Origin of the sequence: Zoogloea dura (assembly GCF_012927165.1) — a bacterium.
Lineage (GTDB): Bacteria > Pseudomonadota > Gammaproteobacteria > Burkholderiales > Rhodocyclaceae > Zoogloea > Zoogloea dura.
The window spans coordinates 273132-299520 of sequence record NZ_JABBGA010000002.1 but is presented as its reverse complement, the minus strand read 5'-3'; the positions used below and the strand labels follow the sequence as shown (position 1 = coordinate 299520).

Below are 26389 nucleotides of genomic sequence, written 5' to 3'. Positions count from 1 at the left end.
ACTGATGGAACTCGAAAAGCACGGGCTGCACGTTGGCAGCGTCACGCATCATGAACTCAGCAAGACCCTCGGCACCTGGCAGTTGTGGGGCATCGCCGTCGGCCTCGTCATCTCCGGCGAGTACTTCGGCTGGAGCTACGGCTGGGCCGCCGCCGGGACGCTGGGTTTCTTCGTCACCTCGGTGTTCATCGCCGCGATGTACACCACCTTCATCTTCAGCTTCACCGAGCTGACCACCTCCATCCCCCATGCGGGTGGGCCCTTCGCCTATGCCCGGCATGCCTTCGGCCCCTTCGGCGGCTACGTGGCCGGCACCGCCACCTTGGTGGAGTTCCTGTTTGCGCCGCCGGCGATCGCCCTGGCGATCGGGGCCTACATGAACGTACAGTTTCCGGATCTCGATCCCAAGCACGTGGCGGTGGGGGCCTATCTGGTGTTCATGACCCTCAACATCGTGGGGGTGCAGATCGCCGCCACCTTCGAGCTGGTGGTGACCCTGCTGGCGATCTTCGAGCTGCTGGTCTTCATGGGCGTGGTGGCGCCGGGCTTTTCGGTGGCCAATCTGGTGAAGGGCGGCTGGGCCGGGCAGGACAGCTTCAGCGCGGCGGCGATCCCGGGCATCTTCGCGGCGGTACCCTTCGCGATCTGGTTCTTCCTGGCCATCGAAGGGGTGGCCATGGCGGCCGAGGAGGCCAAGGACCCGAAGCGCTCGATCCCGGTGGCCTACGTCTCGGGCATCCTCACCCTGCTGGTGTTGGCCATTGGCGTGATGTTCTTTGCCGGCGGCGCGGGCGACTGGACCCAGCTGTCCAACATCAACGATCCGCTGCCCAAGGCCATGCAGTACATCGTCGGCGAGAACAGCGGGTGGACCCACATGCTGGTGTGGCTGGGCATGTTCGGCCTGATCGCCTCCTTCCACGGGATCATCCTGGGCTACTCGCGGCAGATCTTTGCGCTGGCCCGCGCCAACTACCTGCCCCACTGGTTTGCCGAGGTGCATCCGCGTTTCAAGACGCCGCACCGGGCCATCCTGGCCGGCGGGGTGGTGGGCATCGCGGCCATCTACAGCGACCAGCTGATCCAGTTCGGCGGGCAGACCCTGACCGCCAACATCGTCACCATGTCGGTGTTCGGCGCCATCGTGATGTACATCACCAGCATGTTGTCCCTTTTCAAGCTGCGCAAGTCGGAGCCCGGCATGGAGCGGCCCTTCAAGGCGCCGTTCTATCCCTGGTTCCCGCTGTTCGCCTTGCTGGGGGCGCTGATCTGCCTGGGCACCATGGTGTATTACAACACCGCGGTGGCGGGGGTCTTCTTCGGCATGCTGGCCCTCGGCTACCTGGTCTTCATCGCGGTGAAGCGGGAGCGTGAAGTGGCACCGCTGGACGAGATGCTGGAGTCCGCCGAGGAGCTGAAGATCGAACGGCAGCTCGCCGTCAAGGCGAAGGTCTGAACGTATCAAAAGTGGGCGGGGGCGCCGCTTGGCCGGCCCCCCGCCGGGAAGAGAAGCGGGGAATCACCCAATGCCGATGTACACACACACAGTCGATCACAAGGTCCATGCCTTCGACGACCTGAAGGACCTGCTGGCCAAGGCTTCGCCCGCCCGTTCCGGCGACTACCTGGCCGGCATCGCGGCGGCCGATTACGAAGAGCGGGTGGCCGCCCAGATGGCCCTGGCCGAGGTGCCGCTGGCGCAGTTCCTGTCCGAAGCGCTCATCCCCTACGAAGAGGATGAGGTGACCCGGCTGATCATCGACCGCCACGACCGGCAGGCTTTCGAGGCGGTCGCCCATCTGACGGTCGGGGATTTCCGCAACTGGCTGCTCTCCGACCTGGCCACCGAGGACGCGCTGGCCCGCCTGGCTCCTGGCCTGACGCCGGAGATGGCGGCGGCCGTATCGAAGATCATGCGGGTGCAGGATCTCATCCTGGTGGCCCGGAAATGCCGCGTCGTGACGGCCTTCCGCACCACCGTGGGCCTGCCTGGGCGCCTGTCCACGCGGCTGCAGCCCAACCACCCGACGGATGATCCGGCGGGGGTCTCGGCCAGCCTGGTGGATGGCCTGATGTACGGCAGCGGCGATGCCGTGATCGGCATCAACCCGGCCACCGATAACGTGGGCGCGGTGATGACGCTGATCCACATGCTGGACGCGATCATCCAGCGCTATTCCATCCCCACCCAGTCCTGCGTGCTGACCCACGTGACGACCAGCATCGAGGCCATCAACCGCGGTGCGCCGCTGGACCTCGTCTTCCAGTCGGTGGCTGGCACTGAGGCCGCCAACCGCAGCTTCGGCATCAACCTGGGTGTCCTGCGCGAGGGCCATGAGGCGGCGCTGTCGCTCAAGCGGGGCACGGTGGGCAACAACGTCATGTATTTCGAGACCGGCCAGGGCAGCGCCCTGTCGGCCAACGCCCACCACGGGGTGGACCAGCAGACCTGCGAGGCCCGCGCCTACGCGGTGGCGCGGGCGTTCTCGCCCTTCCTGGTGAACACGGTGGTCGGCTTCATCGGGCCGGAGTACCTCTACGACGGCAAGCAGATCATCCGTGCCGGCCTGGAGGACCACTTCTGCGGCAAGCTGCTGGGCGTGCCGATGGGCTGCGACGTGTGCTACACCAATCACGCCGAGGCCGACCAGAACGACATGGACATGCTGCTGACCCTGCTTGGCGTGGCCGGCATCAACTTCGTGATGGGCATCCCCGGCTCCGACGACGTGATGCTCAACTACCAGACCACCTCCTTCCACGACGCGCTCTATGTGCGCAAGGTGCTGGGCGCGCGGCCCGCGCCGGAGTTCGAGGCCTGGCTGGAAGGTGTGGGTATCTTCTCGGGGGACGGGCGGATCCTCGCCGACAAGACCCCGGGCCTCTTCCTCGACAGCATCCGCAAGCTGGGAGCCTGAGATGAGCGACATCGTCACCAAGAACGCCTGGAATGCCCTGGCCCGCTTCACCCAGGCGCGGATCGCCCTGGGACGCGCCGGGACCAGCCTGCCGACCCGCCCGCACCTGGAGTTCCAGTTCGCTCATGCCCGGGCGCGCAATGCGGTGCATCACCCGCTGGATGAACAGGCGCTCAGCGCCGCCCTGGACGAGCGCGGGATCCGCAGCTTCGTGGTGCATAGCGCGGCCCCCGATCGCGCCACCTACCTGCAGCGGCCCGACCTGGGGCGGGTGCCGTCCGAGGCCTCGAAGGCCTACCTGGGTGCCTTCGGCGCCAGCGGCTTCGACGTGGCCATCGTGGTGGTGGATGGCCTGTCGGCCTTCGCCATCGAGCAGAACGTGCTGCCCTTCCTCGACCTGCTCGTGCCCCAGCTCACGGCGCAGGGGCTCGGCGTGGCGCCGGTGGCGGTGGTCCGCCAGGGGCGGGTGGCGATCGGCGACCCGATCGCCGAGGCCCTGGGGGCGAAGCTCGTCGTCGTGCTGATCGGCGAGCGGCCCGGCCTCAGCTCGCCCGACAGCATGGGCATCTACATGACCTGGGCGCCTGCGCAGGGCACCACCGATGCCCAGCGCAACTGCATCTCCAACGTGCGGCGCGACGGGCTGCATTACGAAGAGGCGGTCTACAAGCTGATGTACCTGGTCTCCGAAGCCTTCAGGCGCGGCCTCTCCGGCGTCACGCTGAAGGACGAGACGGCCTCCCAGGCCAGGCTGGCCGGCGGGGCCGGGAGCAACTTTCTTCTGGAATAGTCTCCGAGGGTCGATTGATACCTTTGGTTTGGGTTGAGGGCCTCCCCCTCAACCCTTTTTTCATTCAGCAGCTCCGCCCGCGGCTTCCGGCAGGTCGCCGCGGCCCAGGCGCTCAGGCGCTGCCGAAGACGTGCGCCCAGAGTGTCCGCACGCCCGCGGCGGCTTCGGCGACCTGCTCGCGTTCCACCCGCGAGGCCTGGTTGTTGAGGCGCAGGCCGTGTTGCAGGCGGCGGTACTCCCGGTAGCTGTCGGCCACCGTGCCGGCCTGGTCGGCGGGGATGAGGCCGAGTTCGCCGGCCATGTGGAGCAGGGCGATGTTGCCCAGGTTGCCGGTGAGGCTGGCGTGCTGGTGGGCGTGGCCGAGGACCAGGTACTGGACGATGAACTCCACGTCGATCAGGCCGCCCCGGTCGTGCTTCAGGTCGAACAGCTCGGTCTTGCTGGGATGGGCCTCGGCCATGCGCTGGCGCATTGCGATGACCTCCTCGCGCAGCTTGGCCAGGTCGCGCTGCTGGCGCAGCACCTCGACCCGGATGGCCTCGAACTTGCGGCCGATGTCCCGGTCGCCGGCGCAGAAGCGGGCCCGGGTGAGGGCCTGGTGCTCCCATACCCAGGCGTTCTCCAGCTGGTACTGGCGGAAGGCTTCGAGGGACACCACCATCAGGCCCGAGTCGCCGTTGGGGCGCAGGCGCAGGTCGGTCTCGAAGAGGTGGCCGGCCGGGGTCTGGGCCGACAGCCAGGTGTTGGTGCGCTGGCCCAGGCGGGTGTACAGCTCGGCGGCCTCGGGGGCGTCGTCGTCGTGCACGAAGACCATGTCCAGGTCGGAGGCGTAGCCCAGCTCCTTGCCGCCCAGCTTGCCGTAGGCCAGCACGGCGAACTTCGGGTCGTCGCGGTGGCGGGTCTTGATCTTGCGCCAGCACATGGTGACGGTGAGGTCCACGATGATGTCGGCGAGGGCTGACAGGAAGTCGGCGTGGCGCTCCACGGTGAGCTTGCCGGCGATGTCCTTGGTGAGCAGGCGGAACACCTGGGCGTGGTGCTGTTCGCGCATCAGGTCCATCTGGCGTTCCATGTCCGGCTCGATCTCGTCCAGCTGGGCGGCCAGTTCGGCGCGGAAGGCGGGCAGGTCGAGCTCTTCCTCGAGGATGCGTGGGTCGAGGGCTTCGTCCAGCAGGATGGGGTGGCGGTTGAGGAACTGGGCGGCCCACAGCGAGGCGCCGACCAGCTCGGCCACCTTGTGCAGGGTCTGCGGGTATTGCTGCAGCAGGGCCAGGTACGAGCCGCGCCGGCTGATCGCGTCGAGCATGTCGAGCAGGCGCTCGAAGGTGGCGTTGGGGTCGGTGGTCTCGGCGGCGGCCTCGACCACGCGGGGGATCAGCGGGTCGAAGCGGGTCTTGATGGAGGGCGGCATCTGCAGGTAGCGGTTGCCGCCCTTGAGGGTGGCCAGGCGCCGCGCGGCGGAGGCCGGGTCGGCGTAGCCGAGGCGCCGGAACTCCTCGCCACAGTGTTCTTCGTCGCCGGCGCTGGCCCACAGGGTGTCGAGGTCGTGGCCTTTCTCGTTGGGGTCGCCGAAGACGCCGTTGAAGTGGCGGGCCACCGCCCCGCGGTGGTCGTCCAGCTCGTTGAGCAGGCCTTCGTAGGTGGCAAAGCCCATGGCCCGGGCGATGATGGCCTGGTCGCCCTCGCTGGTGGGCAGGTTGTGGGTCTGGGCGTCGTCGAGGTATTGCAGGCGGTGCTCGACCCGCCGCAGGAAGTCGTAGGCGGCGGCCAGCTCGCGCTCGGTTTCGCGGGTGATGATGCCGCGCTCGGCGAGGCGGCCGAGCACCTTGAGGGTCGGCTTGATCTGCAGCGAGGTGTCGCGCCCGCCGCGGATCAGCTGGAAGACCTGGGCCAGGAACTCGATCTCGCGGATGCCGCCGGGGCCGAGCTTGACGTTGTTGACCATGTCCTTGCGGGCCACCTCGCGGCGGATCTGGGCGTGCAGGTCGCGCATGGCGTTGATGGCGCCGAAGTCCAGGTACTTGCGGAAGATGAAGGGTCGCGCGATGGCGGTGAGCTCGGCGCTGCGGATGCCGGTCATGACCCGCGCCTTGATCCAGGCGTAGCGCTCCCACTCGCGGCCCTGGGTGATGAAGTAGTTCTCCAGCATGTCGAAGCTGGCCACCAGGGGGCCCGAGTCGCCGTTGGGGCGCAGGCGCATGTCCACCCGGAAGACCTGGCCGTCGCCGGTGATGTCGTTGAGGGCCTGGATCACCCCGCGGCCGAGCTTGGTGAAGAACTCGAAGTTGTCGATGATCTTGGGCCCGGCGGTGCTGCCGTCCTCGGGGTACACGAAGATCAGGTCGATGTCCGACGACACGTTGAGCTCGCGGCCGCCGAGCTTGCCCATGCCGATGATGATGAACTCCTGCTCGCGCCCGTCGGCCGACAGGGGCGTGCCGTGGCGCGCCACCAGCTGCTCGCGCAGCACGTCGTGGGCGGCCTCGACGGTGATGTCGGCGAGCAGGGTCATGCTCTCGGTGACTTCGCCCAGGTCGGCCAGGCGGGCGATGTCGCGCACCAGCACATGGCAGATCACCCAGGCGCGCAGCTTGCGCAGCACCGGCTTGAGGGTGTTGTCGTCGAGCACCTCGCCGCGCAGGTAGTCGCGCAGGGCGGTGGCGTCGAGGGGCGCGCCGATGCTGGCGACCAGGCGTTCGGTGAGCCACGGGCGGCTGTCGAGCTGGCGGCGCAGGAAGCGCGAGCAGGCGAGGGCGTCGAGGAGGGGCTGGGGCAGTTGGGCGGGCTGTTCGGACATGGCGGGGGCCGATTGGTAGAATGCGGGTTCGTTTATGTTCAACCCGTCTTATGTCTGCCGGACTGATTTTCGTCAAGCCTGATGCCGGATGCGTGGCTTGCCCCGCGAGGCCCGCACCGTCCTTCGCCCTGCCTCCGCGTGGCTGAGTCGCGCCTGTCTTTCCTGCACCTGCCGGCCCTCTGCCTGCGTCGCCTGATCCGGATCGGGCTGGTCCTCTATTTCGTGGTCGGCCTGGCCTTCCTGGTGGTGCGCCACGGCGTGCTGCCCAATGTGCCGGCCTACCGCAGCGATGTCGCCCAGCTGCTGTCGCGCTCCCTCGGCCTGCCGGTGGAGATCGGCGCGCTGTCGGCGGACTGGCGCGGCCTGCATCCGCGCCTGCAGATCGGCGGGCTGATGATCCGCGACGCCGCCGGGCAGGAGGCCTTGTCCCTCGACCAGGTGGCCGCCGAGGTGAGCTGGACCTCCCTGCTGTACCTGCGCCTGCGCCTGCACCGTCTGGAGATCGAGGCGCCGGAGCTGTCGATCCGGCGCAGCGCCGACGGGCGCGTCTTCGTGGCCGGCCTGGCGCTGCAGGCCGGGGGCGGGCCGGGCGACTTTCCGCGCTGGCTCTTCGACCAGCGCGAGATCGTCATCCGCAACGCTCGGGTGGAGTGGGCCGACGCCCAGCGCGGCGCGGAAACCCTGATCCTCGAGCGCCTCGATTTCAGGCTCGAGAACCGTGGCGCCCAGCACCGCTTCGGCCTCCACGCCCAGCCGCCGGCCAGGCTGGCCGCGGCGCTCGACCTGCGCGGCGACCTGCACGGCCGCGACCCGGCGCAGCCGGAGACCTGGCGCGGGGAGGTGTATGCCGGCCTCGATTACGCCGACCTGGGCGCCTGGCACCCCTGGCTGGACTACCCCCTCGATCTGCAGGGCGCCGGTGGCGTGCGCGCCTGGCTGGATTTCGGCGAGGGCCGGCTCAGCGGGGTGACCGCCGACTTCGCCCTCAAGGATGCGCGGGTGCGCCTGGCGCCGGACCTGGAAGACATCCCGATGAAGGAGGCCTCCGGCCGCCTGCGCTACCACCGCGACGGCGGGGTGCTGGAGGCAAGCGGCAAGCACCTGGCGCTGAAGACCCGGGATGGCCTGGAGGTGGCGCCGACAGACTTCTTCCTGCGCGTGCAGGACAAGCAGGGGAGCACGCCGGGCAAGGGCGAGTTCCTGGCCAATCAGCTCGACCTGGAGGCCTTGTCCCGCCTGGCCGGGCGGCTGCCCTTCGATGAGGGGCTGCGCCAGCGCCTGGCCCGCCTGGCGCCGTCGGGCAGCGTGGCGCCCCTCAACGTCAAATGGAGTGTCGACGACGGGGGGCTGCAGACCTATGCCGTGGATGCCCGCTTTTCCGGGCTGGGCATCGAGCCGCTTGGGGCCTGGCCGGGCTTCTCGGGCATGGCCGGGCGCATCGAGGGCAACGACAAGGGGGGGCACTTCAGCCTCAGCGGCCGCGATGCGGCGCTCAAGCTGCCGCAGGTCTTCTCCGAATCGCGTCTGGAGCTGGCCCAGCTGGGCATGGAGGGCGCGTGGAGCCACCCCGGCGGTATGCTGGAGGTGCGCCTGGCCAGCGCCAGCTTCTCCAACCGGGATGCGCGTGGCACCGCCTCGGGCCGTTACCGGGCCACCCCGGACACCCCCGGCGAGATCGATCTCCAGGCCCGCCTGTCGGAGGCCGACAGCACCGCCGTGTGGCGCTACATGCCCAGCGTGGTGAGCAAGCAGGCGCGCGACTGGCTGCAGCAGAGCCTGGTGGGGGGCAAGGCCCTGGACACCCGCCTGGTGCTCAAGGGCGATCTGTCCCGCTTCCCCTTCCGCAACGCCCGCGACGGACATTTCCAGGTCACCGCCCGGATGGCCGACGGCAAGCTCGATTACGCGCCGGGCTGGCCGGCCATCGAGGGCGTCAGCGGGGAGCTGATCTTCGAAGGGCCGGGCATGACGATCAAGGCACGGCGGGCCCGCATCTTCGGGGTCGAGCTGCGTGACGTGACCACCGTGCTGCCGGACTTCGAGACGGATGATGTCCTCACCATCCGCGGCTCCGCCCAAGGGCCGACCCGGGATTTCCTGCGCTTCCTGGTGGACAGCCCGGTGGGCGGCATGATCAACCACGCCACCGACGCCTTCCGCTCGGAGGGCACCGGCAGCCTCGACCTGCACCTGGTGTTGCCGCTGCAGAAGCTGGAGAGCGCAAAGGTGAAGGGCGAGTTTCAGTTCAGCCACAACCAGTTCCAGCCCGACCCGGCCCTGCCGGTGTTCACCGAGGCGGCCGGCAAGGTGGCCTTCACCGAGAGCCAGCTGGTGGTCCGCAGCGGCGCCGCGCGCCTCTTCGGTGAGCCGGTCACGGTGAACGGCGGGACGCGTGCCGACGGCAGCGTGCTGCTCAACGCGCAGGGCAGCATCACGGCCCTGGCCCTGCGCAAGGAGCTGGACCTGCCCGTGCTGGATCACCTGTCGGGTACCGCCCAGTGGCGCGGCACCGTCACCGTGCCGCGCAAGGGCGGGGTCGAGCTGGCGGTGGACAGCACCCTGCAGGGCGTCAGCTCGAGCCTGCCGCTGCCGCTCAACAAGTCGGCCGCCTCCACATTGCCCTTCCGTTTCGAGCTGGCGGTGCCGCCCGGCGGTGGCGGCGACAGCATGAAGCTGAGCGCCGGGCCGCTCTTCCAGGCCCAGTTTCTGCGCCGCAAGGAGGGTGAGCGGCTGGTCATCAGCCGCGGCGGGCTGGCCCTCAACGAGCCGGTGCGGATGGCCGACAAAGGCGTGCTGGTAGCCGCCCGCGCCGACAGGCTCGATGCGGACGCGTGGCGCCGGGCGCTGGCCGGCGGGGCCGCGAATAAGGCCGATCTGGCGGCAGATCCGGCGGCGCCCATGGAGGGCGGCTTTCCCCTGTCGGGGCTGGCCCTGCGGGCCGGTGAGATGCAGATCCTCGGGCAGCGCCTCAACGATGTCAGCCTTCGCGCGGTGATGGAGGAGGGCGGCTGGCAGGCCCGCCTGACCAGCAAGGAGGCCGAGGGCGACATCCTGTGGCGCGATCAGGGGCGGGGCCGCCTGCAGGCCCGCTTCCGCCAGCTGGCCCTGGGCGGCGCCGATACAACCGCCGACGCGGACGCCGGGCGCCCCGATGGCGAGCGCCTGTCCGAGCTGCCCGGCCTGGACATCGTGGCCGACAGCTTCGTGCTGCGCGGCCGCGCCCTGGGGCGCCTCGAGCTGAAGGCGGCCAACCGGGGCGACAACTGGCGGCTCGAGCATTTCGGCATCACCAACCCCGATGGCGCCCTCAGCGGCGATGGCGTGTGGCGACCCGGCGCGCGGGAGGAGACCCGGCTCAAGTTCCGTTTTCAGGTGGACAGCGTGGAGCGCATGCTGACCCGCTTTGGCTATCCCGAAGCGGTGCATCGGGGCAAGGGGCAGCTCGAAGGGGAGCTGGCCTGGAAGGGGCCGCCGACCTCCCTGCACTACCCCTCGCTGGGTGGCCACATGCAGGTCCAGGTGGAGAACGGGCAGTTCACCCAGCTTGACCCCGGCGCCGGGCGTCTGCTCGGGGTGCTCAACCTGCAGGCCCTGCCGCGCCGCATCACCCTGGACTTTCGCGATGTCTTCTCCCAAGGATTCGCCTTCGATCGCATTTCCGGTAGCATCCAGATGACCAACGGCGTGCTCCGCACCGACGACCTGGAGATCTTCGGCCCGGCGGCCCGGGTCTTCATGCGCGGCGAGGCCGACGCCGCCAGGGAAACCCAGAACCTGCGGGTCAAGGTCCAGCCGACCCTCTCCGAATCCGTCGCGGTCGGCTCGGCGCTGGCCGCCTCCGGGGCGATCCACCCGGCCCTCGGGCTGGCGGCCTACCTGGTGCAGAAGGCCCTCAGCGATCCGGTGGAGAAGCTGTTCAGTTTCGAATACGCAGTGACCGGTGGCTGGTCGGACCCGAAAGTCGAGAAACTTTCGGTCCTGCCGGCGGCCTCACCTCAACAAGCCCAGCCTGCAAGGACATTCCCATGAGCACACCGGCCTGCCGCATCGCCGCCGTCCAGATGGTCTCCGGACCGGACGTGGAGGCCAATCTCGCCGAGGCCGGCCGCCTGATCGCCGAGGCCGCCGCGGCGGGCGCCCGCCTGGTGGCGCTGCCCGAGTACTTTCCCCTGATCTCCGGTGACGAGACCGCCAAGGTGCGCATCCGCGAGGCCGAAGGCGGCGGCCTGATCCAGTCTTTCCTGCGTGACATGGCCAGCACCCACAAGGTGTGGCTGGTGGGCGGTTCCTGCCCGATGGCAGCCAGCAGCCCCGACAAGGTCCGCAATTCCACCCTGGTCTTCGACGACGAGGGGCGGCGCGTGGCCCGTTACGACAAGATCCACCTCTTCGGTTTCCGCAAGGGCGAGGAGTATTACGACGAATCCGCCACCATCGAGGCCGGTGACGACGTGGTCAGCTTCGAGGGGCCCTGCGGCCAGGTGGGCCTGTCGATCTGCTACGACCTGCGCTTCCCGGAGCTTTTCCGGGCGATGGGCACGGTGGATCTCATCGTCCTGCCCGCCGCCTTCACCTACACCACGGGCCAGGCCCATTGGGAACTGCTGCTGCGTGCCCGTGCCGTCGAAAACCAGTGCTACGTGCTGGCCAGCGCCCAGGGCGGCCGCCACCCGAGTGGCCGTCGCACCTTTGGCGACAGCATGATCATCGACCCCTGGGGTGACGTCATCGCCCGCCTGCCGGAAGGCCCCGGCGTGGTGGTGGCCGACCTCGATCCCGCCCGCATCGCCGACGTGAGGGCCAGCCTGCCGGCCCTCAAGCATCGCAAGATCGGCTGACCCCAACGCATTCCGGACCCGACACATCATGAGCAAGAATCCGCCCCCCAACCCCCTCAAGATCGCCAGCAAGCTGCTGCTGAAGCCCTACGACCTGGACTTCGAGGACCTGGACAAGGTCTTCGGCAAGCTCTTCCGCCACAAGCTCGACTACGCCGACCTGTACTTCCAGTACCACCGCTCCGAGGCCTGGAGCCTGGAGGAGGGCATCGTCAAGTCGGGCAGCTTCAACATCGAGCAGGGTGTGGGCGTGCGCGCCATCACCGGCGAGAAGACCGCCTTCGCCTACTCCGACGACATCAGCCTGAAGGCCCTCAAGGACGCCGCCGACGCGACCCGCGCGATCGCCGACAGCGGCCGCCGCAAGACCCACAAGATCGAGGCCGTGCGCAAGCCGCCGCTGGCCCTGTACCGGGCCGACAACCCCCACGGTTCGCTGGACGACGTGGCCAAGGTCAAGCTGCTGGAGCGCCTGGAAAGCATGGCGCGGGCCGAGGATCCGCGGGTCAAGGAGGTGATGGCCAGCCTGGTGGGCTCCTGGGAGGTGGTGCTGGTGGCGCGCAGCGACGGCCACCTGGCCGCCGACGTGCGGCCGCTGGTGCGGGTCTCGGTGACGGTGATCATGGAGGAGAACGGCCGCCGCGAGCAGGGCTCGGGCGGCGGTGGCGGTCGCTACGACTACGGCCATTTCAGCGACGAGGTGCTGACCGGCTATGCCCGGGCGGCGGTGCATCAGGCGCGGGTCAACCTCGGTGCCTCGCCGGCCCCGGCAGGCTCCATGACCGTGGTGCTGGGCAACGGCTGGCCGGGCATCCTCCTCCACGAGGCCATTGGCCATGGCCTGGAGGGCGACTTCAACCGCAAGGAAAGCTCCGCCTTCGCCGGCCGCATCGGCCAGCAGGTGGCGGCCAAGGGCGTCACCGTGGTGGACGACGGCACCCTGCCGGATCGCCGCGGCTCCCTGACCATCGACGACGAGGGCAACCCGACCCAGCGCACCGTGCTGATCGAGGACGGGATCCTCACCGGCTACATGCAGGACACGCTCAATGCCCGCCTGATGGGCGTCAAGCCCACCGGCAACGGCCGCCGCGAGTCCTTTGCCCACCTGCCCCTGCCGCGCATGACCAACACCATCATGCTGGCCGGCCAGCATGAACCGGCCGAGATCATCGCCTCGGTGAAGAACGGCCTGTACGCGGCCAACTTCGGTGGTGGCCAGGTGGACATCACCTCCGGCAAGTTCGTCTTCTCCACCTCCGAGTGCTACCTCATCGAGGACGGCAAGGTGACCCGTCCGGTGAAGGGCGCCACCCTGATCGGCAACGGCCCTGACTGCCTGACCCGGGTGTCCATGATCGGCAACGATCTGGCCCTCGATCCGGGCGTGGGGACCTGCGGCAAGGACGGCCAGAGCGTGCCCGTGGGGGTCGGCCAGCCGACCCTGCGCATCGACGGTCTGACCGTCGGCGGAACCGGCTGAACCATGGACCGGCGCGGCTTCCTGATCCTCGCCGGCTGCTGCCTGGCGATGACGGCGGCCTGGGGGGCGGGGCCGCTGGCGCCGCTCCATGGCCTCGCCGCCGCCATCAACAAGTCGGGCCGCCAGCGCATGCTGTCCCAGCGCACCGCCAAAGCCTGGGCGATGCTGGTGCTGGGGGTGCTGCCCGAGCGGGCCAAGCTCATCCTGAACCAGTCGATATCGTTGTTCGAGCAGCAGCTGGCCGAACTCGGCGCGCTCCTGCCCAGCGACGAGCTGCGCGGCCTGCACCTGCAGCTGGAGCATGAGTGGGGGCGCTTCCGGCCGCTGCTCGCCGACATCCGCAGCAACGGCCAGGCCGTATGGTCGGGCAGCGAGGCCGTGCTGGGCGCTGCGCACAAGCTCACGCTGGCCTACGAGCGGGCCTATGCCAAGCCGGCGGGGCGCCTGGTGAACGTGTCGGGGCGGCAGCGCATGTTGTCCCAGCGCATGGCCAAGGCCTACCTGTTCCGGCGCCTGGGCGTCCTGCCCGGGCCGGCTGGCGAGATGCTCGAGCAGGCGATGAGCGAGTTTGCCCGCGCCCATGAGGAGCTCAAGGCGCCACGCCCGGGGGCCGGACAGATCCAGGCCGGGCTGGCCCTGGTGGAGCAGCAGTGGTACTTCTTCCGCAACGCACTGACCCTGCGGGACAGCGGCAACCAGGACAAGGCGGCGGCCGACGTGGCTACCACCAGCGAGCGCATCCTCGAGGAAATGGAGCTGATCGTGGGTCTGTACGAGCGCGCCGCCCGGGAGGGTGAGGCGTGAGCCGGTGGCGCCTGGGCTGGCTGCTGGTGGCCGGCAGCCTGAGCGCCTGCGTGACGCCCTCTGCTGACCCGCGCGCCATCCGTCGGCTGGATCCGGCGGCCCTGGCGCAGATCGAGGCGGCCCGTCCGGGCCGGCCGCTCGGCCTGGACGAGGTGGTGGCCCTGTCGCGCCGCGGAATTCCGCTCCCCGAACAACTGGAGATCCTGCGTAGCACGGGCACCCGCCACGTCCTGACGCCGTCCGCGGCCCTGCGTCTGCAGGAGCAAGGGGTGGTGCCGGAGGTGCTCGATGCGCTGGTCGAGGCCCAGGAGCGCTGGGCGCGGGACGAGGCCGCGGCCGACAAGATCCGCCGCGAGCAGGCTGCGCAGGCGGCTGCCGAGCGGGCCCGGGCGGAGGCTTATCGCCGGGCCTGGCGTGACGCGGAGTGGAACTCTTCCCTGTACCTGAACTACGGTGGCGTCTTTGGCTCCCCCTACCACCGCTACGGGCGCCCCTGGGGGTACGGCGGATCCGGCTGGGGGATCCGCTACGGGCGCTGAGCCGGGCGGGGCGGCAGGAGCAGGCCTCAGAACAGCGGCATCTGGGGGCTGTCGGCCGTGCCGGAGCGAGGCGGCCGGAAGGCCGTGGTATTCAGCGCCAGGCGTTCCCGGTTGAGGCCCAGGCGGGCACAGATCCGTTTCAGGCGCTGGCTGTACAGGTCGGCAAACACACCCTGGCCGCGCATGCGACGGCCGAACTGGCTGTCATTGAGCGCTCCGCCGCGCATTTGCCGGAGCAGGCTGTGAACATGGGCGGCCCGGTCCGGGAAGTGGCTGTCGAGCCAGTCGGCGAACAATTGCTTCAGCTCGTTGGGCAGGCGCAGCAGCACGTAGCCGGCCTGGGTGGCTCCGGCCTGCCGGGACGCTTCCAGCACCCGCTCCAGCTCGTGGTCGTTGATGGCCGGGATCAGCGGGGCGAACAGCACGCCCACGGGCACTCCGGCCTGGTGCAGACGCGCCATGGCGGCCAGGCGGCGGGCCGGTGAGGCGGCGCGGGGCTCGAGCTTGCGGGCGAGCTGCGGGTCGAGGGTGGTCACCGAAAACATCACATTCACCAGATTGTCCCGGGCCATGTCGGAGAGCAGGTCCAGGTCCCGCTCGATCAGCGCCGACTTGGTGACGATGGACACCGGGTGGCGGGTCTCGCAGAGGATCTCGAGGAGGTGACGGCTCAGCCTGAGGCGCCGCTCCACCGGCTGCCAGCCGTCAGTGTTGATCCCCAGGGCGATGGGCAGGCAGCGGTAGCGGGGAGAGGCCAGCTCCCGGCGCAGGATCTCGGGGGCGTCGGGCTTCCAGACGATATGCGTTTCGAAGTCGAGGCCGGGGGACAGGCCCAGGTAGGCGTGGCCAGGCCGCGCGAAGCAATAGGCGCAGCCATGTTCACAGCCTTTGTAGGGGTTGATCGACTGGCTGAAGGGCACGTCGGGCGAGGTGTTGCGGGAGATCACCGAGCGGCTGCGCTCGACCAGCAGGATGGTCGCGGGAGGCGGCGGGCCGGTGTCGCCGGCATCCTGCCAGCCGTCATCGAAGCCATCCCGCTGCCAGTCGCTGAAGCGGTTGCCAGGGTTCAGCCGGCTGCCACGGCCATGGGGCGGAAGAGGGGCGGGCATGTCGGGAGTTGTCGGATTTTGCTGTATGTGTATACAGTATAGATCGACGAATCCTTTCGTTGCAGTGTGTTTACGCCATTTTTATATGAGCGGTGCAACAATTTTCAGGTCTCCTGCCGGTAGCCCATGCGCCTTCCGAACCTGATGTTCCTGATGCCAGCCCTTCGCTCCCCGGATTTCCCCACGGTGCTTCGCCGCTACGGGCTGGCTGTGGGCGTGTGCGGCCTGACTGCGGCGCTGATCTTCCCGTTCCAGCCGGCCCTCGATCTGCCCAACACGGTGATGCTGTTCCTGCTCGCCGTGGTGCTGGTGGCGGTGCTGGCCGGGCGCGGTGCCGCGGTGCTGGCGTCGGTGCTGGGGGTGGCGCTGTTCGATTTCCTGTTCGTGCCGCCGCGCTTTTCGCTCGAGGTGAGCCATGCGCGCCACCTGCTTACCTTTGTCGTGATGCTGGTGGTGTCCCTGGTGGTGGGGCAGCTGACGGCCGGGCTGCGTGCCCAGGCCACCGAGGCAGCCCGCCGCGAGCGTCTTGCCAGGGCCTTGTACGACCTGGCGCGTGAGCTGGCCGGAGCGATGAGCGTGGCCCAGGTGGCCGATGCGGTGGAGCGTTTCCTGCTTGTGCGGGGTGATGCCCGTGGTCGCCTGGTGCTGCCGGCCGACCAGGGGCCGGCCCTCCCGTGTGCCGGCGACGGCGAGCTGGATGTGCCCGACGAGGTGCTGCGGGAGGTCATGGCCGACGGCCACCCGAGCCGGCTGCCGCGGCGTGGTGGGCGCTGTTGCGACCTGCTGCCGCTGGCTGGGGCGACCCGTAACCGGGGGGTCTTGCTGGTGCTGCGCAGGGGCGACGATGCTGCCATGGCGCCCTTGCTGGAGGGGCTGGCGGCCCTGGTGGTGACCGCCGTGGAGCGCCTGCATTTTGTCGAGGTGGCCCAGGCTGCCCAGCTGGAGGCGGTTTCCGAACGGCTGCGCAGCACCTTGCTGTCGGCCCTGTCCCATGACGTAAGGACGCCGCTGACCGCGCTCTACGGCCTGGCCGACTCGATGCTGACCGGCCCCCGGCCGCTGCCCGAGGAGGCCCGCGTCAACGCGCTGGCGATCCGCGACCAGGCCTTCCGGCTCAACGGCATGGTCGGCAACCTGCTCGACATGGCCCGCCTGCGCAGCGGGCGGGTGGAGCTGCGGCGCGAGTGGCAGCCCGCCGAGGAGGTGGTGGGCGCCAGCCTGAAGCTGCTCGAGAGCGTGCTGGCGGGCCGCGTCCTGCGGGTCGAGGGACTGGGTGAGCAGCCCTTGCTCGAGATCGATGCGGTGCTGATGGAGCGAGTCTTCTGCAACCTGCTCGAGAATGCCGCCAAGTATTCACCGGCCGAATCGCCCATCGTGCTGTCGGCCCATGATGCCGGCGAGGCGGTGGAGTTCAGGGTCGTCAGCGGTGGCACGGGCTTTCCGCCGGACCGGCTGGAGCAGGTGTTCGCACTTTTTGAGCGCGGCCAGGCCGAGGTGCCCATCGCCGGGATGGGGCTCGGACTGGCCATCTGCCGGACCATCGTCGAGGCCCATGGCGGCCGGATCCGGGCCTTCAATCCTGCACAGGGCGGTGGCTGCGTGGTCTTCACCCTGCCCAAAGGGACGCCTCCGCCTTTCGAGCTCGAGGCTGCAGGCGAGGTGCCGACGCATGCCTGATGCCACGGTGCTGGTGATCGAGGACGAGCTGCAGATCCGCCACGTGGTCCGGCTTGCGCTGGAGCGGGAGGGCCTGCCGGTGGTCGAGGCGGAGAGCTGTGCCGGCGGCCTGGCCGAGGCGGGGCGCAGCAGGCCGGGCCTGGTGATCCTCGACCTGGGGCTGCCCGATGGCGACGGCGCCCGCTTCATCGACGCGTTCAGGGCCTGGTCGTCGGCGCCGGTGCTGGTGCTGTCCGCCCGCTCCACCGAGCACGACAAGATCGGCGTGCTCGATGCCGGCGCCGACGACTACCTGACCAAGCCCTTCGCGGTGGGTGAGCTGCAGGCCCGCGTGCGGGCCCTGCTGCGGCGCGGGCGCGGGCGCCTGGATGAAGAGGCGGTCGTCCGCTTCGGTGACGTGGAGGTGGATTTCTCCCTGCGTGAGGTGCGTCGCGGCGGGGGGCCGGTGAAGCTCACCCCGATCGAGTTCCGGCTGCTCGGCCTGCTTGTCGGCCAGGCCGGCAAGGTCATGACCCATCGCCAGCTGCTGCGCTTGGTGTGGGGGCCGGACGCCAGCGACAACAGCCACTACCTGCGCATCTACGTGGGCCACCTGCGCCACAAGCTGGAGGCTGATCCGGCCCGGCCCCGCCATTTTCTGACTGAAACCGGGGTGGGCTACCGGTTCCGGCTCTGATCTCCTGTTTCCCATCCTTTTCCCCGTTCGTCTTTCGTGGAGCACTCCATGCAGAATCCGCATTCCGAATCCCGCTCCAGTGTTGCAGGGCTTGCCCTGGCAGCGCTGGGCGTTGTGTACGGGGATATCGGTACCAGTCCCTTGTATGCCTTCAAGGAGGCCTTCTCCGGCTCCCACGGCATCGACCCCAGCGAGGCCCATGTGCTGGCTACCCTGTCGGCCTTCTTCTGGGCGGTGCTGGTGGTGGTGTCCCTCAAGTATGTGTGGGTGGTGCTGCGCTTCGACAACGAGGGGGAGGGCGGTGTGTTGGCTCTCACCGCGCTGGCCCGCCGGGTGGCCCGCAGCCCGCGCCTGGCGATGCTGGCGGTAGGCGGCGGGATCTTCGCGGCGGCGCTGTTCTACGGCGACGCCATCATCACCCCGGCCATCTCGGTGCTGTCTGCGGTGGAGGGCCTCAGTGTCGCCACGCCCCACCTGGAGCACTACGTGGTGCCCATCACGGTGGGCATCCTGATCGGCCTGTTCATGATCCAGAAGCACGGCACCGGCCAGGTCGGGCGCTTCTTCGGGCCGGTCACTGTGATCTGGTTCCTGGCCCTGGCGGCCATGGGCGTGGCCAGCATCGTCCAGACGCCCGATGTGCTGCGTGCCCTGGACCCGCGATACGCCATCCGATTTGCCGCGGATGAGCCCCATCTGGCCTTCATCCTGCTGTCGGCGGTGTTCCTGTCCCTGACCGGGGGCGAGGCCTTGTATGCCGACATGGGACACTTCGGGGCGCGCCCCGTGCGGTTGGCCTGGTACTGCCTGGTGTGGCCGTCGCTGGTGCTCAACTACTTCGGCCAGGGCGCCCTGGTGCTGCGTGAGCCGGTGGCCATCGAGAACCCCTTCTACCTGCTGGCACCCGACTGGTTCCTGCTGCCGCTGGTGGGGCTGGCGACCCTGGCCACGGTGATCGCCTCCCAGGCCACCATCACCGGCGCCTATTCGATGACCCTGCAGGCCACACGACTGGGCTACCTGCCGCGCCTGCGCATCCTGCACACCTCCGACACCGAGAGGGGGCAGATCTACATTCCCAGTGTCAATTGGCTGATGCTGGTGGCGGTGATCGTGCTGGTGCTGCAGTTCCGCTCGTCGGGTGCGCTGGCGGCGGCCTACGGCATCGCGGTGTCGGGCACCATGATCATCACCACCCTGCTGACCGGTTTTGTCGTACTGACCGCCGAGGGGCGCCTGCGCATCGGCCTGCTCGTGGCCCTGGCGGCTTTCGGCCTGATCGAGACGCTGTTCTTCAGCTCCAACCTGACCAAGCTGGGCGAGGGCGGCTGGCTGCCGATGGTGCTGGGCGCAATCCTGTTCCTGCTGCTGACCACCTGGAAGGAGGGCACCCGCCTGGTGGCCGAGCAGCGTTGCCAGATCGACGTGCCGATGGACGGCTTCATCAAGGGGCCGCTGCCCGACGTGCCGCATGTGTTTGGCACGGCGGTGTATCTCACCTCGGAACCGAGCCTGGTGCCCAGCGCCCTGTTCCACAACCTGAAGCACTTCAAGGTGATGCACGAGCGCACGGTGTTCCTGCACGTGGTGAATGAGAACATTCCGCGGGTGTCGGACGACGAGCGGGTCGAGGTGACCCAGCCTGCCCCCGGGATCTACAACGTGGATGCCCGCTTCGGCTTCCGGGAGGAGCCCGACGTGCCGGCCGCACTGGCCCTGGCTGCGAAGTTCGGGCTGGAACTCGAGCCGATGGCCACGACCTACTTCGTCGCCCGCTCGACCATCGTCGACGGCCCGGGGAAGCTGCCACGTTGGCGCTGCAGCATTTTTGCCTGGATGGTGCGCCAGTCCGAGGGTTCCGGCACCTACTTCAAGTTACCGGCCAACCAGGTGGTCGAGCTGGGCACCCAGGTCATCCTGTGAGTCGCCGGGAGTTCCATCGCGCCGATAGGCCGCGCCCATGGCCCCGGGGTGCGGCCATGGGCTAGAATCATCGACTCACTCAAAGTTGCCCACAGGATTCACCATGCACGCCTCCTCGAAAGTCCATATCGACGATGTCCGTATCCGGGAGATCAAGGAGCTTGCTCCGCCGATCCACATGCTGCGGGAGTTTCCCGCCACCCCCAAGGCGGCGGAGACGGCTTTCGAGGCGCGCTCGGCGATCCACCGCATCCTGTTCGGCGCGGACGACCGCCTGCTGGTGGTGATCGGCCCCTGCTCGATCCACGACACCGACGCGGCCATGGAGTACGCCCGCCGCCTGAAGGCCGAGGCCGACCGCCTCAAGAACGACCTGCTGGTGGTGATGCGGGTCTACTTCGAGAAGCCCCGTACCACGGTGGGCTGGAAGGGCCTCATCAACGACCCGATGATGGACGGCAGCTTCCGCATCAACGAAGGCCTGCGCATCGCCCGCAAGCTGCTGTGGGAAGTGAACGAGCTGGGCCTGCCCGCCGGCACCGAGTTCCTCGACATGATCACGCCGCAGTACATCGCCGACCTCATCTCCTGGGGCGCCATCGGTGCCCGTACCACCGAGAGCCAGGTGCACCGCGAGCTGGCCTCCGGCCTGTCGTGCCCGGTGGGTTTCAAGAACGGCACCGACGGCAACATCCGCATCGCCGTGGATGCGATCAAGGCGGCCCAGTCGCCCCACCATTTCCTGTCGGTGACCAAGGCCGGCCACTCGGCCATCGTGTCCACCTCCGGCAACGAGGACTGCCACCTGATCCTGCGCGGCGGCAAGGGCCCCAACTACGATGCGGCCAGCGTGGACGCCGCCTGCAAGGAGCTGGCCGCTTCCGGCCTGCCGGGCAAGCTGATGGTGGACTTCTCCCATGCCAACAGCCGCAAGCAGCACAAGCTGCAGGTGGAAGTGGCGCGGGATGTGGGGGCGCAGATGGCCAATGGTGAAGACCGCATCATCGGCGTGATGGTGGAGTCGCACCTGAAGGAAGGCCGCCAGGATCTGAAGCCCGGTGTCGAGCTGGAATACGGCAAGAGCATCACCGATGCCTGTATCGGCTGGGAAGACAGCCTGACCGTGCTCGACGTGCTGGCCGAAGCCGTGCGTGCGCGCCGGGTGAAGCGCGCCGATTCCGAGTAATCCGCCAACAATCCTGCAAATCCGGCGGGGCCGCCTGCGCGCCCCGCCTGTTTCATGAATTCTCTTGCCGATCTGCGCGCCGGCCGCCTGGCCGGTGCCCGCCACCTGAGGCTGGCCGAAGGGCTGACCGGGTTTCCGCCCGAGATCTTCACGCTGGCGGACTCCCTAGAAATCCTCGACCTGTCCGGCAACCGGCTGACTTCACTGCCGGAGGAGCTGCCGCGCCTGCACCGGCTGCGCATCCTGTTCTGCTCCGACAATCCCTTCGAGGTGCTGCCGGCGGTGCTGGGGCGCTGCCCGCAGCTGGAGATGATCGGCTTCAAGGCCAACCGCATCCACACGGTGCCGGGCGAAGCCCTGCCGCCGCGCCTGCGCTGGCTGATCCTGACCGATAACCGCCTGACGTCCCTGCCGCCGGAGATCGGGCGCTGCACGCACCTGCAGAAGCTGATGCTGGCCGGTAACCAGCTCACGGCGCTACCGCCGGATCTGGCGGGCTGCTTGGCGCTGGAGTTGCTGAGGATCGCGGCCAACCGCCTGGAGTCGCTGCCCGGGTGGTTGCTGACGCTGCCGCGCCTGGCCTGGCTGGCCTTTGCCGGCAATCCCTTCTGCGAAGCCTGGGCGGAAGGGGGCGATGCGGCGGTCGATGCGCTGCACTGGGAGGCGCTGAGCGTGCGGCGCCTGCTGGGGCAGGGCGCCTCCGGCCACATCCATGAGGCCTTGCTGGGCACGCCCGATGGGACGCAGCCGGTGGCCCTCAAGCTGTTCAAGGGGGCGGTGACCAGCGACGGTCTGCCGTCCAGCGAGATCCGGGCGTGGCTGCGCGCGGGCCGGCATCCGGCCCTCATCCCGGTGCTCGGGCGCCTGAGCGGCCACCCGGAGGGCGTCGAGGGGTTGGTGATGCCGCTGGTGGCGCCGTCCTTCCGCAGCCTGGCAGGGCCGCCGGATTTCGAGACCTGCACCCGGGATGTCTATCCGGCAGGCACGCGCTTCTCGCCGGACGAAGCCCTGGCGATCGCCCGCAGCATCGCCTCGGCGGCTGCGCATCTGCACGGGCGCGGGGTGAATCATGGTGATCTGTACGCCCACAACCTGCTCTACGGCGGGGAGGCCGCCATCCGCCTGGGCGATTTCGGAGCGGCGTCCTGCTATCCGGCAGGGCAGCAGGGGCTGGCGGAGGCCTTGCAGCGGATCGAGGTGCGGGCCTTCGGCTGTCTGGTGGAGGAGCTGCTGAACCACCAGGGGGCATTTGCCGACCCGCAGGGCATCCTGGCCAGGCTGGAGCGGGTGCGGGATGCCTGCCTGTCTGACGCCTGTGACGAGCGGCCGCTGTTTGCGGCCCTGACGCGCATGCTGGAGGTGTGAGCGGCGGGGTCGCGGCCACCCATCCTCACTGGAGACCCGTCAGGTCACCATCCACCAGTCGCCGTCCCAGCCGGTCACGTTGGCCAGGGCCGTGGCTTCCTGCTTGGTCGTCAACTGCAGGACCTTCTCGATCCGCTCGGTGGCACGCAGGAAGGCGTCCACCACTGCGGGGTCGAATTGTTCTCCGCGCCGGCTGCGGATCATCTCGATGACTTCGGCCACCGGCCGGGCCGGGCGGTAGCTGCGCTCGGTCGTGAGGGCGTCGAAGAAGTCGGCCAGGCCGACGATCCGGCCCGCCAGCGGAATCCGCTCGCCGGCCAGACCCTGGGGATAGCCGGCTCCGTTGAAGTGCTCGTGGTGGGTCATGGCGATCTCGGCGGCCAGCTGGAGCATGGGCTCGTCGGACTCACCGATGATGCTGGCGCCGATCCGCGGGTGTTCCCGCACCACCCGCCACTCTTCGGTCGTCAGCGGCCCCGGTTTGCCGATGATGCTCGAATGGATGCCGATCTTGCCGATGTCATGAAGCTGGGAGGCCTTTTCGAGCATGCGGCACAGCCCGCTGGGGCAGCCCAGCTCGGAGGCGATCAGCCCGGTGTACAGACCGATCCGGGTGGTGTGCATCGGCGATTCACCGTCATGGCGCTCGGCGCTGCGGGCCAGGTCGAGGAAGGTCTCGTTGCGCAGGTCGGTCAGGGCGCGGAGAGCCCAGTCCCTTTCCCGGCGCATCGCCTCTACCTCGGCCTCGGCCGAGGTCAGCTGCATCCGCATGGACGCCAGCTCGCGCCGGGCCTGCTCCAGTTCCCGTGCCAGCACTGTCGGTTCGGTGGCGGCTGGGCGGGCTTCAGACCGCTGCGTGGCCGGCAGCGTGTTCCGGGAGGGCAGGAGCGTGCTCATGTTTTCTTCCTCGTCCATGGCGGTGCGTCGTGATGACGCAGTTCATTCATTTGTGCGTCCATGCTACGACAAGGCTGAAAATCGACCCGATAAAAACGTCACATTTGTCAAATTTGGTGATTATGGGAATTTTCGGGGTGGCGCAGGCTGCTGCGCGGGCAGCGGTAATCCGTCGCGGCGACACACAAATAACCGCCGTGGGCCCGTCTCTGTCACCCAAGTGAAATAAAACGGCGGGACAAATCGTTTATGTTCTGGACTCTCGACCGCTCAACTGCATGCAGCCCAGCCCGACCTCGATACTCATGGCCAAGGATCGCGTCAAACCCTCATCCCCCCAGGCGGGCGCCTGGGCCATCATCCGCTGCGCGGATACGGGCAAGTTCCTGCTCGGCAAGCGCTCGGGGGAGGTCAATAACGCCGGCGCGTGGAATTTCTTCGGGGGCCGTGTTGATCGGGGCGAGGACCCCCGCCGCGCCCTGGTGCGGGAACTGGGCGAAGAGGCGGGGCTGCGCGTCAAGGAGAAGCAGCTGATCAAGCTGGGGCGCGTCTCGGGCGGACGCAGCATGCATTACTTCCTGTTGTGCCTCGAGCAGGAGATCGCTCCCCGGCTCAACAGGGAGCACTCAAGCTTCCGGTGGTTCAAGCGCAGAAGCCTGCCCGCCAGGTTCAACCGGCCGACCACCGTGGCGATCAAGCAGGGGCTGCTCAACAAGATCAAGGCCTGAGTCCGGGGAATGAATTGCCGCGGCAGGCCATTGAGCTACCTGCCGTGGCACACGTGCGGCAGAGCGATCAGCCCTGCTTGCGGAAGCGGGAAGCACCCAGCCCGGCAAGCCCGAGTCCGAGCAGGGCCCACGATGCAGGCTCAGGAACATTGGTCGGAATCGGGTCCCGCACGTACAGGTCGATGTGTGACAGGCCACCGTACTTGTTGATCAGGCTGCTGATGTCGAACGAGCCATAGAAGTTGTAAACCGTCTCATCCGAGACGGGCAGGCCGAGCGTCTCGGCGGTGAAGTCGAAGGCCTCGAAAGCATTGCCGGCCTTGAACACGATGGCGAACTGGTCCAGCAGGTTGCCGTGGAGCACTGCGTTCAGCTGGGACACGATATCCACATCCGGGGTCAGCGCAAAAGTGCCGCTCTTCCCGCCATTGTTGAGGGAGACCTTGAAGGTGGAGCTGGAGATCGTCACCGGGCTGCTGGTGCCCTTGCCGATCGTCGCTCCGGAGAAGGCGCCCGACACCCATTGGCCGACATAGATCCAGCCCGGATCGACCGCGCCATTGCCGGCGAGGTTCTGGTTGGTGTACAGGTCGCTGAACATGCCGTCCGGGAAGAGGACGCTCCCGCCGGTGTTGCCTCCGCCAGCCTGCGCAGCGCCGTTCACCAAGCCGTCGCCAAGATAGCCCAGGTTGGCGCCACCCCCGGTGCCAGGGTAGGGGGTGTCGTTGCCCACATAGGCACCGACGCACTCGGTGAAGCTGGTTCCGGAGGAGGTCGAGTACCAGGACGATCCGCTCAGCGTGCCGGTGGTGATGTCATTGACCACGACGGCCGCCTGGTTGCAGAGCCCCGGGGTGCTAACCGCCGGTGCCGCGACTGCCATGCCAGGCAAGGCCATCGAGGCTGATAGCGCAATGAGCCCCATGCGAATCGCTTGCATCATTGTTCTTTTCCTTTTCAAATCAATCTGAATCTGTCCGGTATGCGTTACTCAAAACTAACGCCAATTCGTCCCGCCTGAGCTGTTGTTGAAAAATCGTTTAATTTTTCAATGGCTTAGATTACGACGTCGCGAAGTATGGGCGGAGCGCGGGAAGAGTCCCCGTGAAATCCGTCAACATCTTTTAACAATCAGCCTGCGGCGGCCGGAAACGAAAAAGGCCAGCCCCGGAGGGCTGGCCTTTTTCTTTGATTCTGTTGGTGGTGATGGGCGGAATCGAACCGCCGACCTACGGGTTATGAATCCGTCGCTCTAACCGTCTGAGCTACATCACCAACCGAAGCCCGCTATAATAGGGATTCATTTGAATTCGGTCAACACGTGATGAAAAAGCTCTATATCCGTACCTTCGGTTGCCAGATGAACGAGTACGACTCCGACAAGATGGCGGATGTGCTTGGGGCCGCCGATGGTCTGGAGAAGACGGACAACCCGGAAGAGGCGGACGTGATCCTTTTCAATACCTGCTCGGTACGCGAGAAGGCGCAGGAGAAGGTCTTTCACGATCTCGGGCGGGTCAAGCACCTCAAGCAGAAGAACCCCAACCTGATCATCGGTGTCGGCGGTTGTGTGGCGAGCCAGGAAGGCGACGCCATCGTGGCGCGGGCGCCCTATGTGGACCTGGTGTTCGGGCCGCAGACCCTGCACCGCCTGCCCAAGCTGATCGCCGAGCGCAAGGCCACCGGGCGGTCGCAGGTGGACATCTCCTTCCCGGAGATCGAGAAGTTCGACAACCTGCCTCCGGCCAGGGTGGAAGGCGCGAGCGCCTTCGTGTCGATCATGGAAGGCTGCTCCAAGTACTGCACCTTCTGCATCGTGCCCTACACCCGCGGCGACGAGATCTACCGTCCGCTGGCCGATGTGCTGGCCGAGGTGGCGGGCCTCGCCGCCCAGGGGGTCAAGGAGGTCACCCTGCTGGGCCAGAACGTGAATGCCTGGCGCGCGCCGGTGGATGGCGATGCGGGCGAGATGGCCGACTTTGCCTTCCTGCTCGAATGCGTGCATGACATCCCCGGCATCGAACGGATCCGCTACACCACCTCCCATCCGCGGGAGATGACCCAGCGTGTGGTCGATGCCTACACCCGCCTGCCCAAGCTGGTGTCCCACCTGCACCTGCCGGTGCAGGCCGGTTCCGACCGGGTGCTGGCCGCCATGAAGCGCGGCTATACGGTGCTGGAGTACAAGTCCCTGGTGCGCAAGCTGCGCGCGGCACGGCCGGACATTTCCCTGTCGTCGGACTTCATCATCGGCTTCCCCAGCGAGACCGAGGCCGATTTCGAGCAGACCATGAAGCTGATCGAAGACCTCGAGTTCGACACCTCCTTCAGCTTTGTCTACAGCTCGCGCCCGGGTACGCCAGCGGCCGACCTGCCGGACGACACGCCGCAGGACGTCAAGCTGGCCCGCCTGTCGCGGCTGCAGAAGCGCATCGAGGAGAACGCCGCGAAGATCAGCCAGGCGATGGTCGGTTCGGTGCAGCGCATCCTGGTGGAAGGGCCGTCGAAGAAGGACCCCAACGAGCTGGCCGGCCGCACCGACAATAACCGGGTGGTCAACTTCGCCGGCAATCCGCGTCTGGTCGGGCATTTCGTGGACGTGACCATCGTCTCCGCGCTGCCCCATTCCCTGCGCGGCGAGATCGTGACCCGGGATTGA

At 68.2% G+C, this 26389-nt stretch carries 19 protein-coding genes and 1 tRNA gene; 15 read left to right on the top strand and 5 right to left on the bottom strand.

Annotated elements, in window-relative coordinates; translation table 11 throughout:
* The first annotated feature begins 4 nt into the window (after positions 1-4).
* The 3 genes from eat to eutC all read left to right on the top strand — a co-directional run bounded on the left by eat (position 5) and on the right by eutC (position 3708).
* Positions 5-1456 carry an ethanolamine permease gene (gene eat / locus HHL15_RS04210; RefSeq protein WP_169144567.1) on the top strand — a complete coding sequence of 484 codons (1452 nt, stop codon included), beginning with the start codon at positions 5-7 and terminating at the stop codon, positions 1454-1456.
* 76 nt (positions 1457-1532) lie between these two features.
* The gene (locus tag HHL15_RS04205) at positions 1533-2918 is read left to right on the top strand and encodes an ethanolamine ammonia-lyase subunit EutB (protein WP_235943215.1); all 1386 of its coding nucleotides are present in this window, start codon (positions 1533-1535) and stop codon (positions 2916-2918) included.
* 1 nt (position 2919) lies between these two features.
* Positions 2920-3708 carry an ethanolamine ammonia-lyase subunit EutC gene (gene eutC / locus HHL15_RS04200; protein ID WP_169144565.1) on the top strand — a complete coding sequence of 263 codons (789 nt, stop codon included), beginning with the start codon at positions 2920-2922 and terminating at the stop codon, positions 3706-3708.
* Positions 3709-3820: 112 nt separating this feature from the next.
* Here eutC and glnE read toward each other — a convergent pair whose 3' ends face one another.
* Positions 3821-6505, bottom strand: a complete 2685-nt coding sequence (glnE, locus tag HHL15_RS04195; RefSeq protein ID WP_169144564.1) for a bifunctional [glutamate--ammonia ligase]-adenylyl-L-tyrosine phosphorylase/[glutamate--ammonia-ligase] adenylyltransferase — start codon at positions 6503-6505, stop codon at positions 3821-3823.
* 138 nt (positions 6506-6643) lie between these two features.
* Here glnE and HHL15_RS04190 point away from each other — a divergent pair, with 138 nt between their 5' ends.
* From HHL15_RS04190 to HHL15_RS04170, 5 genes are read left to right on the top strand one after another with little or no spacing between them, the layout of a single operon-like run.
* A complete protein-coding gene (locus HHL15_RS04190; protein ID WP_169144563.1) occupies positions 6644-10534 on the top strand; it encodes a YhdP family protein in 3891 nt (1296 codons plus the stop codon).
* Positions 10531-11343 (top strand): carbon-nitrogen hydrolase family protein, encoded by an 813-nt coding sequence (locus HHL15_RS04185; RefSeq protein ID WP_169144562.1) that lies wholly within the window; start codon positions 10531-10533, stop codon positions 11341-11343. The genes HHL15_RS04190 and HHL15_RS04185 overlap by 4 nt, the downstream gene beginning before the upstream one ends.
* A 28-nt stretch (positions 11344-11371) precedes the next feature.
* Positions 11372-12826, top strand: coding sequence for a metalloprotease TldD (tldD, locus tag HHL15_RS04180; RefSeq protein WP_169144561.1), 1455 nt, complete (start codon positions 11372-11374; stop codon positions 12824-12826).
* A 3-nt stretch (positions 12827-12829) separates the two neighbouring features.
* The gene (locus HHL15_RS04175; RefSeq protein ID WP_169144560.1) at positions 12830-13630 is read left to right on the top strand and encodes a type IV pili methyl-accepting chemotaxis transducer N-terminal domain-containing protein; all 801 of its coding nucleotides are present in this window, start codon (positions 12830-12832) and stop codon (positions 13628-13630) included.
* The gene (locus HHL15_RS04170; protein ID WP_169144559.1) at positions 13627-14169 is read left to right on the top strand and encodes a hypothetical protein; all 543 of its coding nucleotides are present in this window, start codon (positions 13627-13629) and stop codon (positions 14167-14169) included. Before HHL15_RS04175 ends, HHL15_RS04170 begins: the two co-directional genes overlap by 4 nt.
* Before the next feature lie 26 nt (positions 14170-14195).
* Here HHL15_RS04170 and HHL15_RS04165 read toward each other — a convergent pair whose 3' ends face one another.
* On the bottom strand, positions 14196-15278 hold the full coding sequence (locus HHL15_RS04165; protein WP_169144558.1) for a PA0069 family radical SAM protein: 1083 nt from the start codon (positions 15276-15278) through the stop codon (positions 14196-14198).
* Between the two features lie 126 nt (positions 15279-15404).
* Between HHL15_RS04165 and HHL15_RS04160 the strand changes: the two genes are divergently transcribed.
* From HHL15_RS04160 to HHL15_RS04140, 5 genes are all read left to right on the top strand, one after another.
* A complete protein-coding gene (locus HHL15_RS04160; RefSeq protein WP_169144557.1) occupies positions 15405-16955 on the top strand; it encodes a DUF4118 domain-containing protein in 1551 nt (516 codons plus the stop codon).
* Positions 16948-17631 (top strand): response regulator, encoded by a 684-nt coding sequence (locus tag HHL15_RS04155; protein ID WP_169144556.1) that lies wholly within the window; start codon positions 16948-16950, stop codon positions 17629-17631. The genes HHL15_RS04160 and HHL15_RS04155 overlap by 8 nt, the downstream gene beginning before the upstream one ends.
* A gap of 48 nt (positions 17632-17679) precedes the next feature.
* Positions 17680-19554 (top strand): potassium transporter Kup, encoded by a 1875-nt coding sequence (locus HHL15_RS04150; RefSeq protein ID WP_169144555.1) that lies wholly within the window; start codon positions 17680-17682, stop codon positions 19552-19554.
* A gap of 103 nt (positions 19555-19657) precedes the next feature.
* Positions 19658-20740, top strand: a complete 1083-nt coding sequence (gene aroG / locus HHL15_RS04145) for a 3-deoxy-7-phosphoheptulonate synthase AroG (RefSeq protein WP_169144554.1) — start codon at positions 19658-19660, stop codon at positions 20738-20740.
* 54 nt (positions 20741-20794) lie between these two features.
* Positions 20795-22105 (top strand): leucine-rich repeat-containing protein kinase family protein, encoded by a 1311-nt coding sequence (locus HHL15_RS04140; RefSeq protein ID WP_169144553.1) that lies wholly within the window; start codon positions 20795-20797, stop codon positions 22103-22105.
* Between the two features lie 39 nt (positions 22106-22144).
* On the opposite strand, the gene HHL15_RS04135 is transcribed toward HHL15_RS04140, so the two are convergent.
* Positions 22145-23002 (bottom strand): HD-GYP domain-containing protein, encoded by an 858-nt coding sequence (locus HHL15_RS04135; RefSeq protein WP_169144552.1) that lies wholly within the window; start codon positions 23000-23002, stop codon positions 22145-22147.
* A gap of 305 nt (positions 23003-23307) precedes the next feature.
* Here HHL15_RS04135 and HHL15_RS04130 point away from each other — a divergent pair, with 305 nt between their 5' ends.
* Positions 23308-23730 (top strand): NUDIX hydrolase, encoded by a 423-nt coding sequence (locus tag HHL15_RS04130; RefSeq protein WP_169144551.1) that lies wholly within the window; start codon positions 23308-23310, stop codon positions 23728-23730.
* A gap of 67 nt (positions 23731-23797) precedes the next feature.
* On the opposite strand, the gene HHL15_RS04125 is transcribed toward HHL15_RS04130, so the two are convergent.
* Both HHL15_RS04125 and HHL15_RS04120 read right to left on the bottom strand, forming a co-directional pair.
* Positions 23798-24673, bottom strand: a complete 876-nt coding sequence (locus tag HHL15_RS04125) for a PEP-CTERM sorting domain-containing protein (RefSeq protein ID WP_169144550.1) — start codon at positions 24671-24673, stop codon at positions 23798-23800.
* Positions 24674-24928: 255 nt separating this feature from the next.
* Positions 24929-25005, bottom strand: a tRNA-Met gene (locus HHL15_RS04120).
* A gap of 49 nt (positions 25006-25054) precedes the next feature.
* Here HHL15_RS04120 and miaB point away from each other — a divergent pair.
* Positions 25055-26389 carry a tRNA (N6-isopentenyl adenosine(37)-C2)-methylthiotransferase MiaB gene (gene miaB, locus HHL15_RS04115; RefSeq protein WP_206198578.1) on the top strand — a complete coding sequence of 445 codons (1335 nt, stop codon included), beginning with the start codon at positions 25055-25057 and terminating at the stop codon, positions 26387-26389.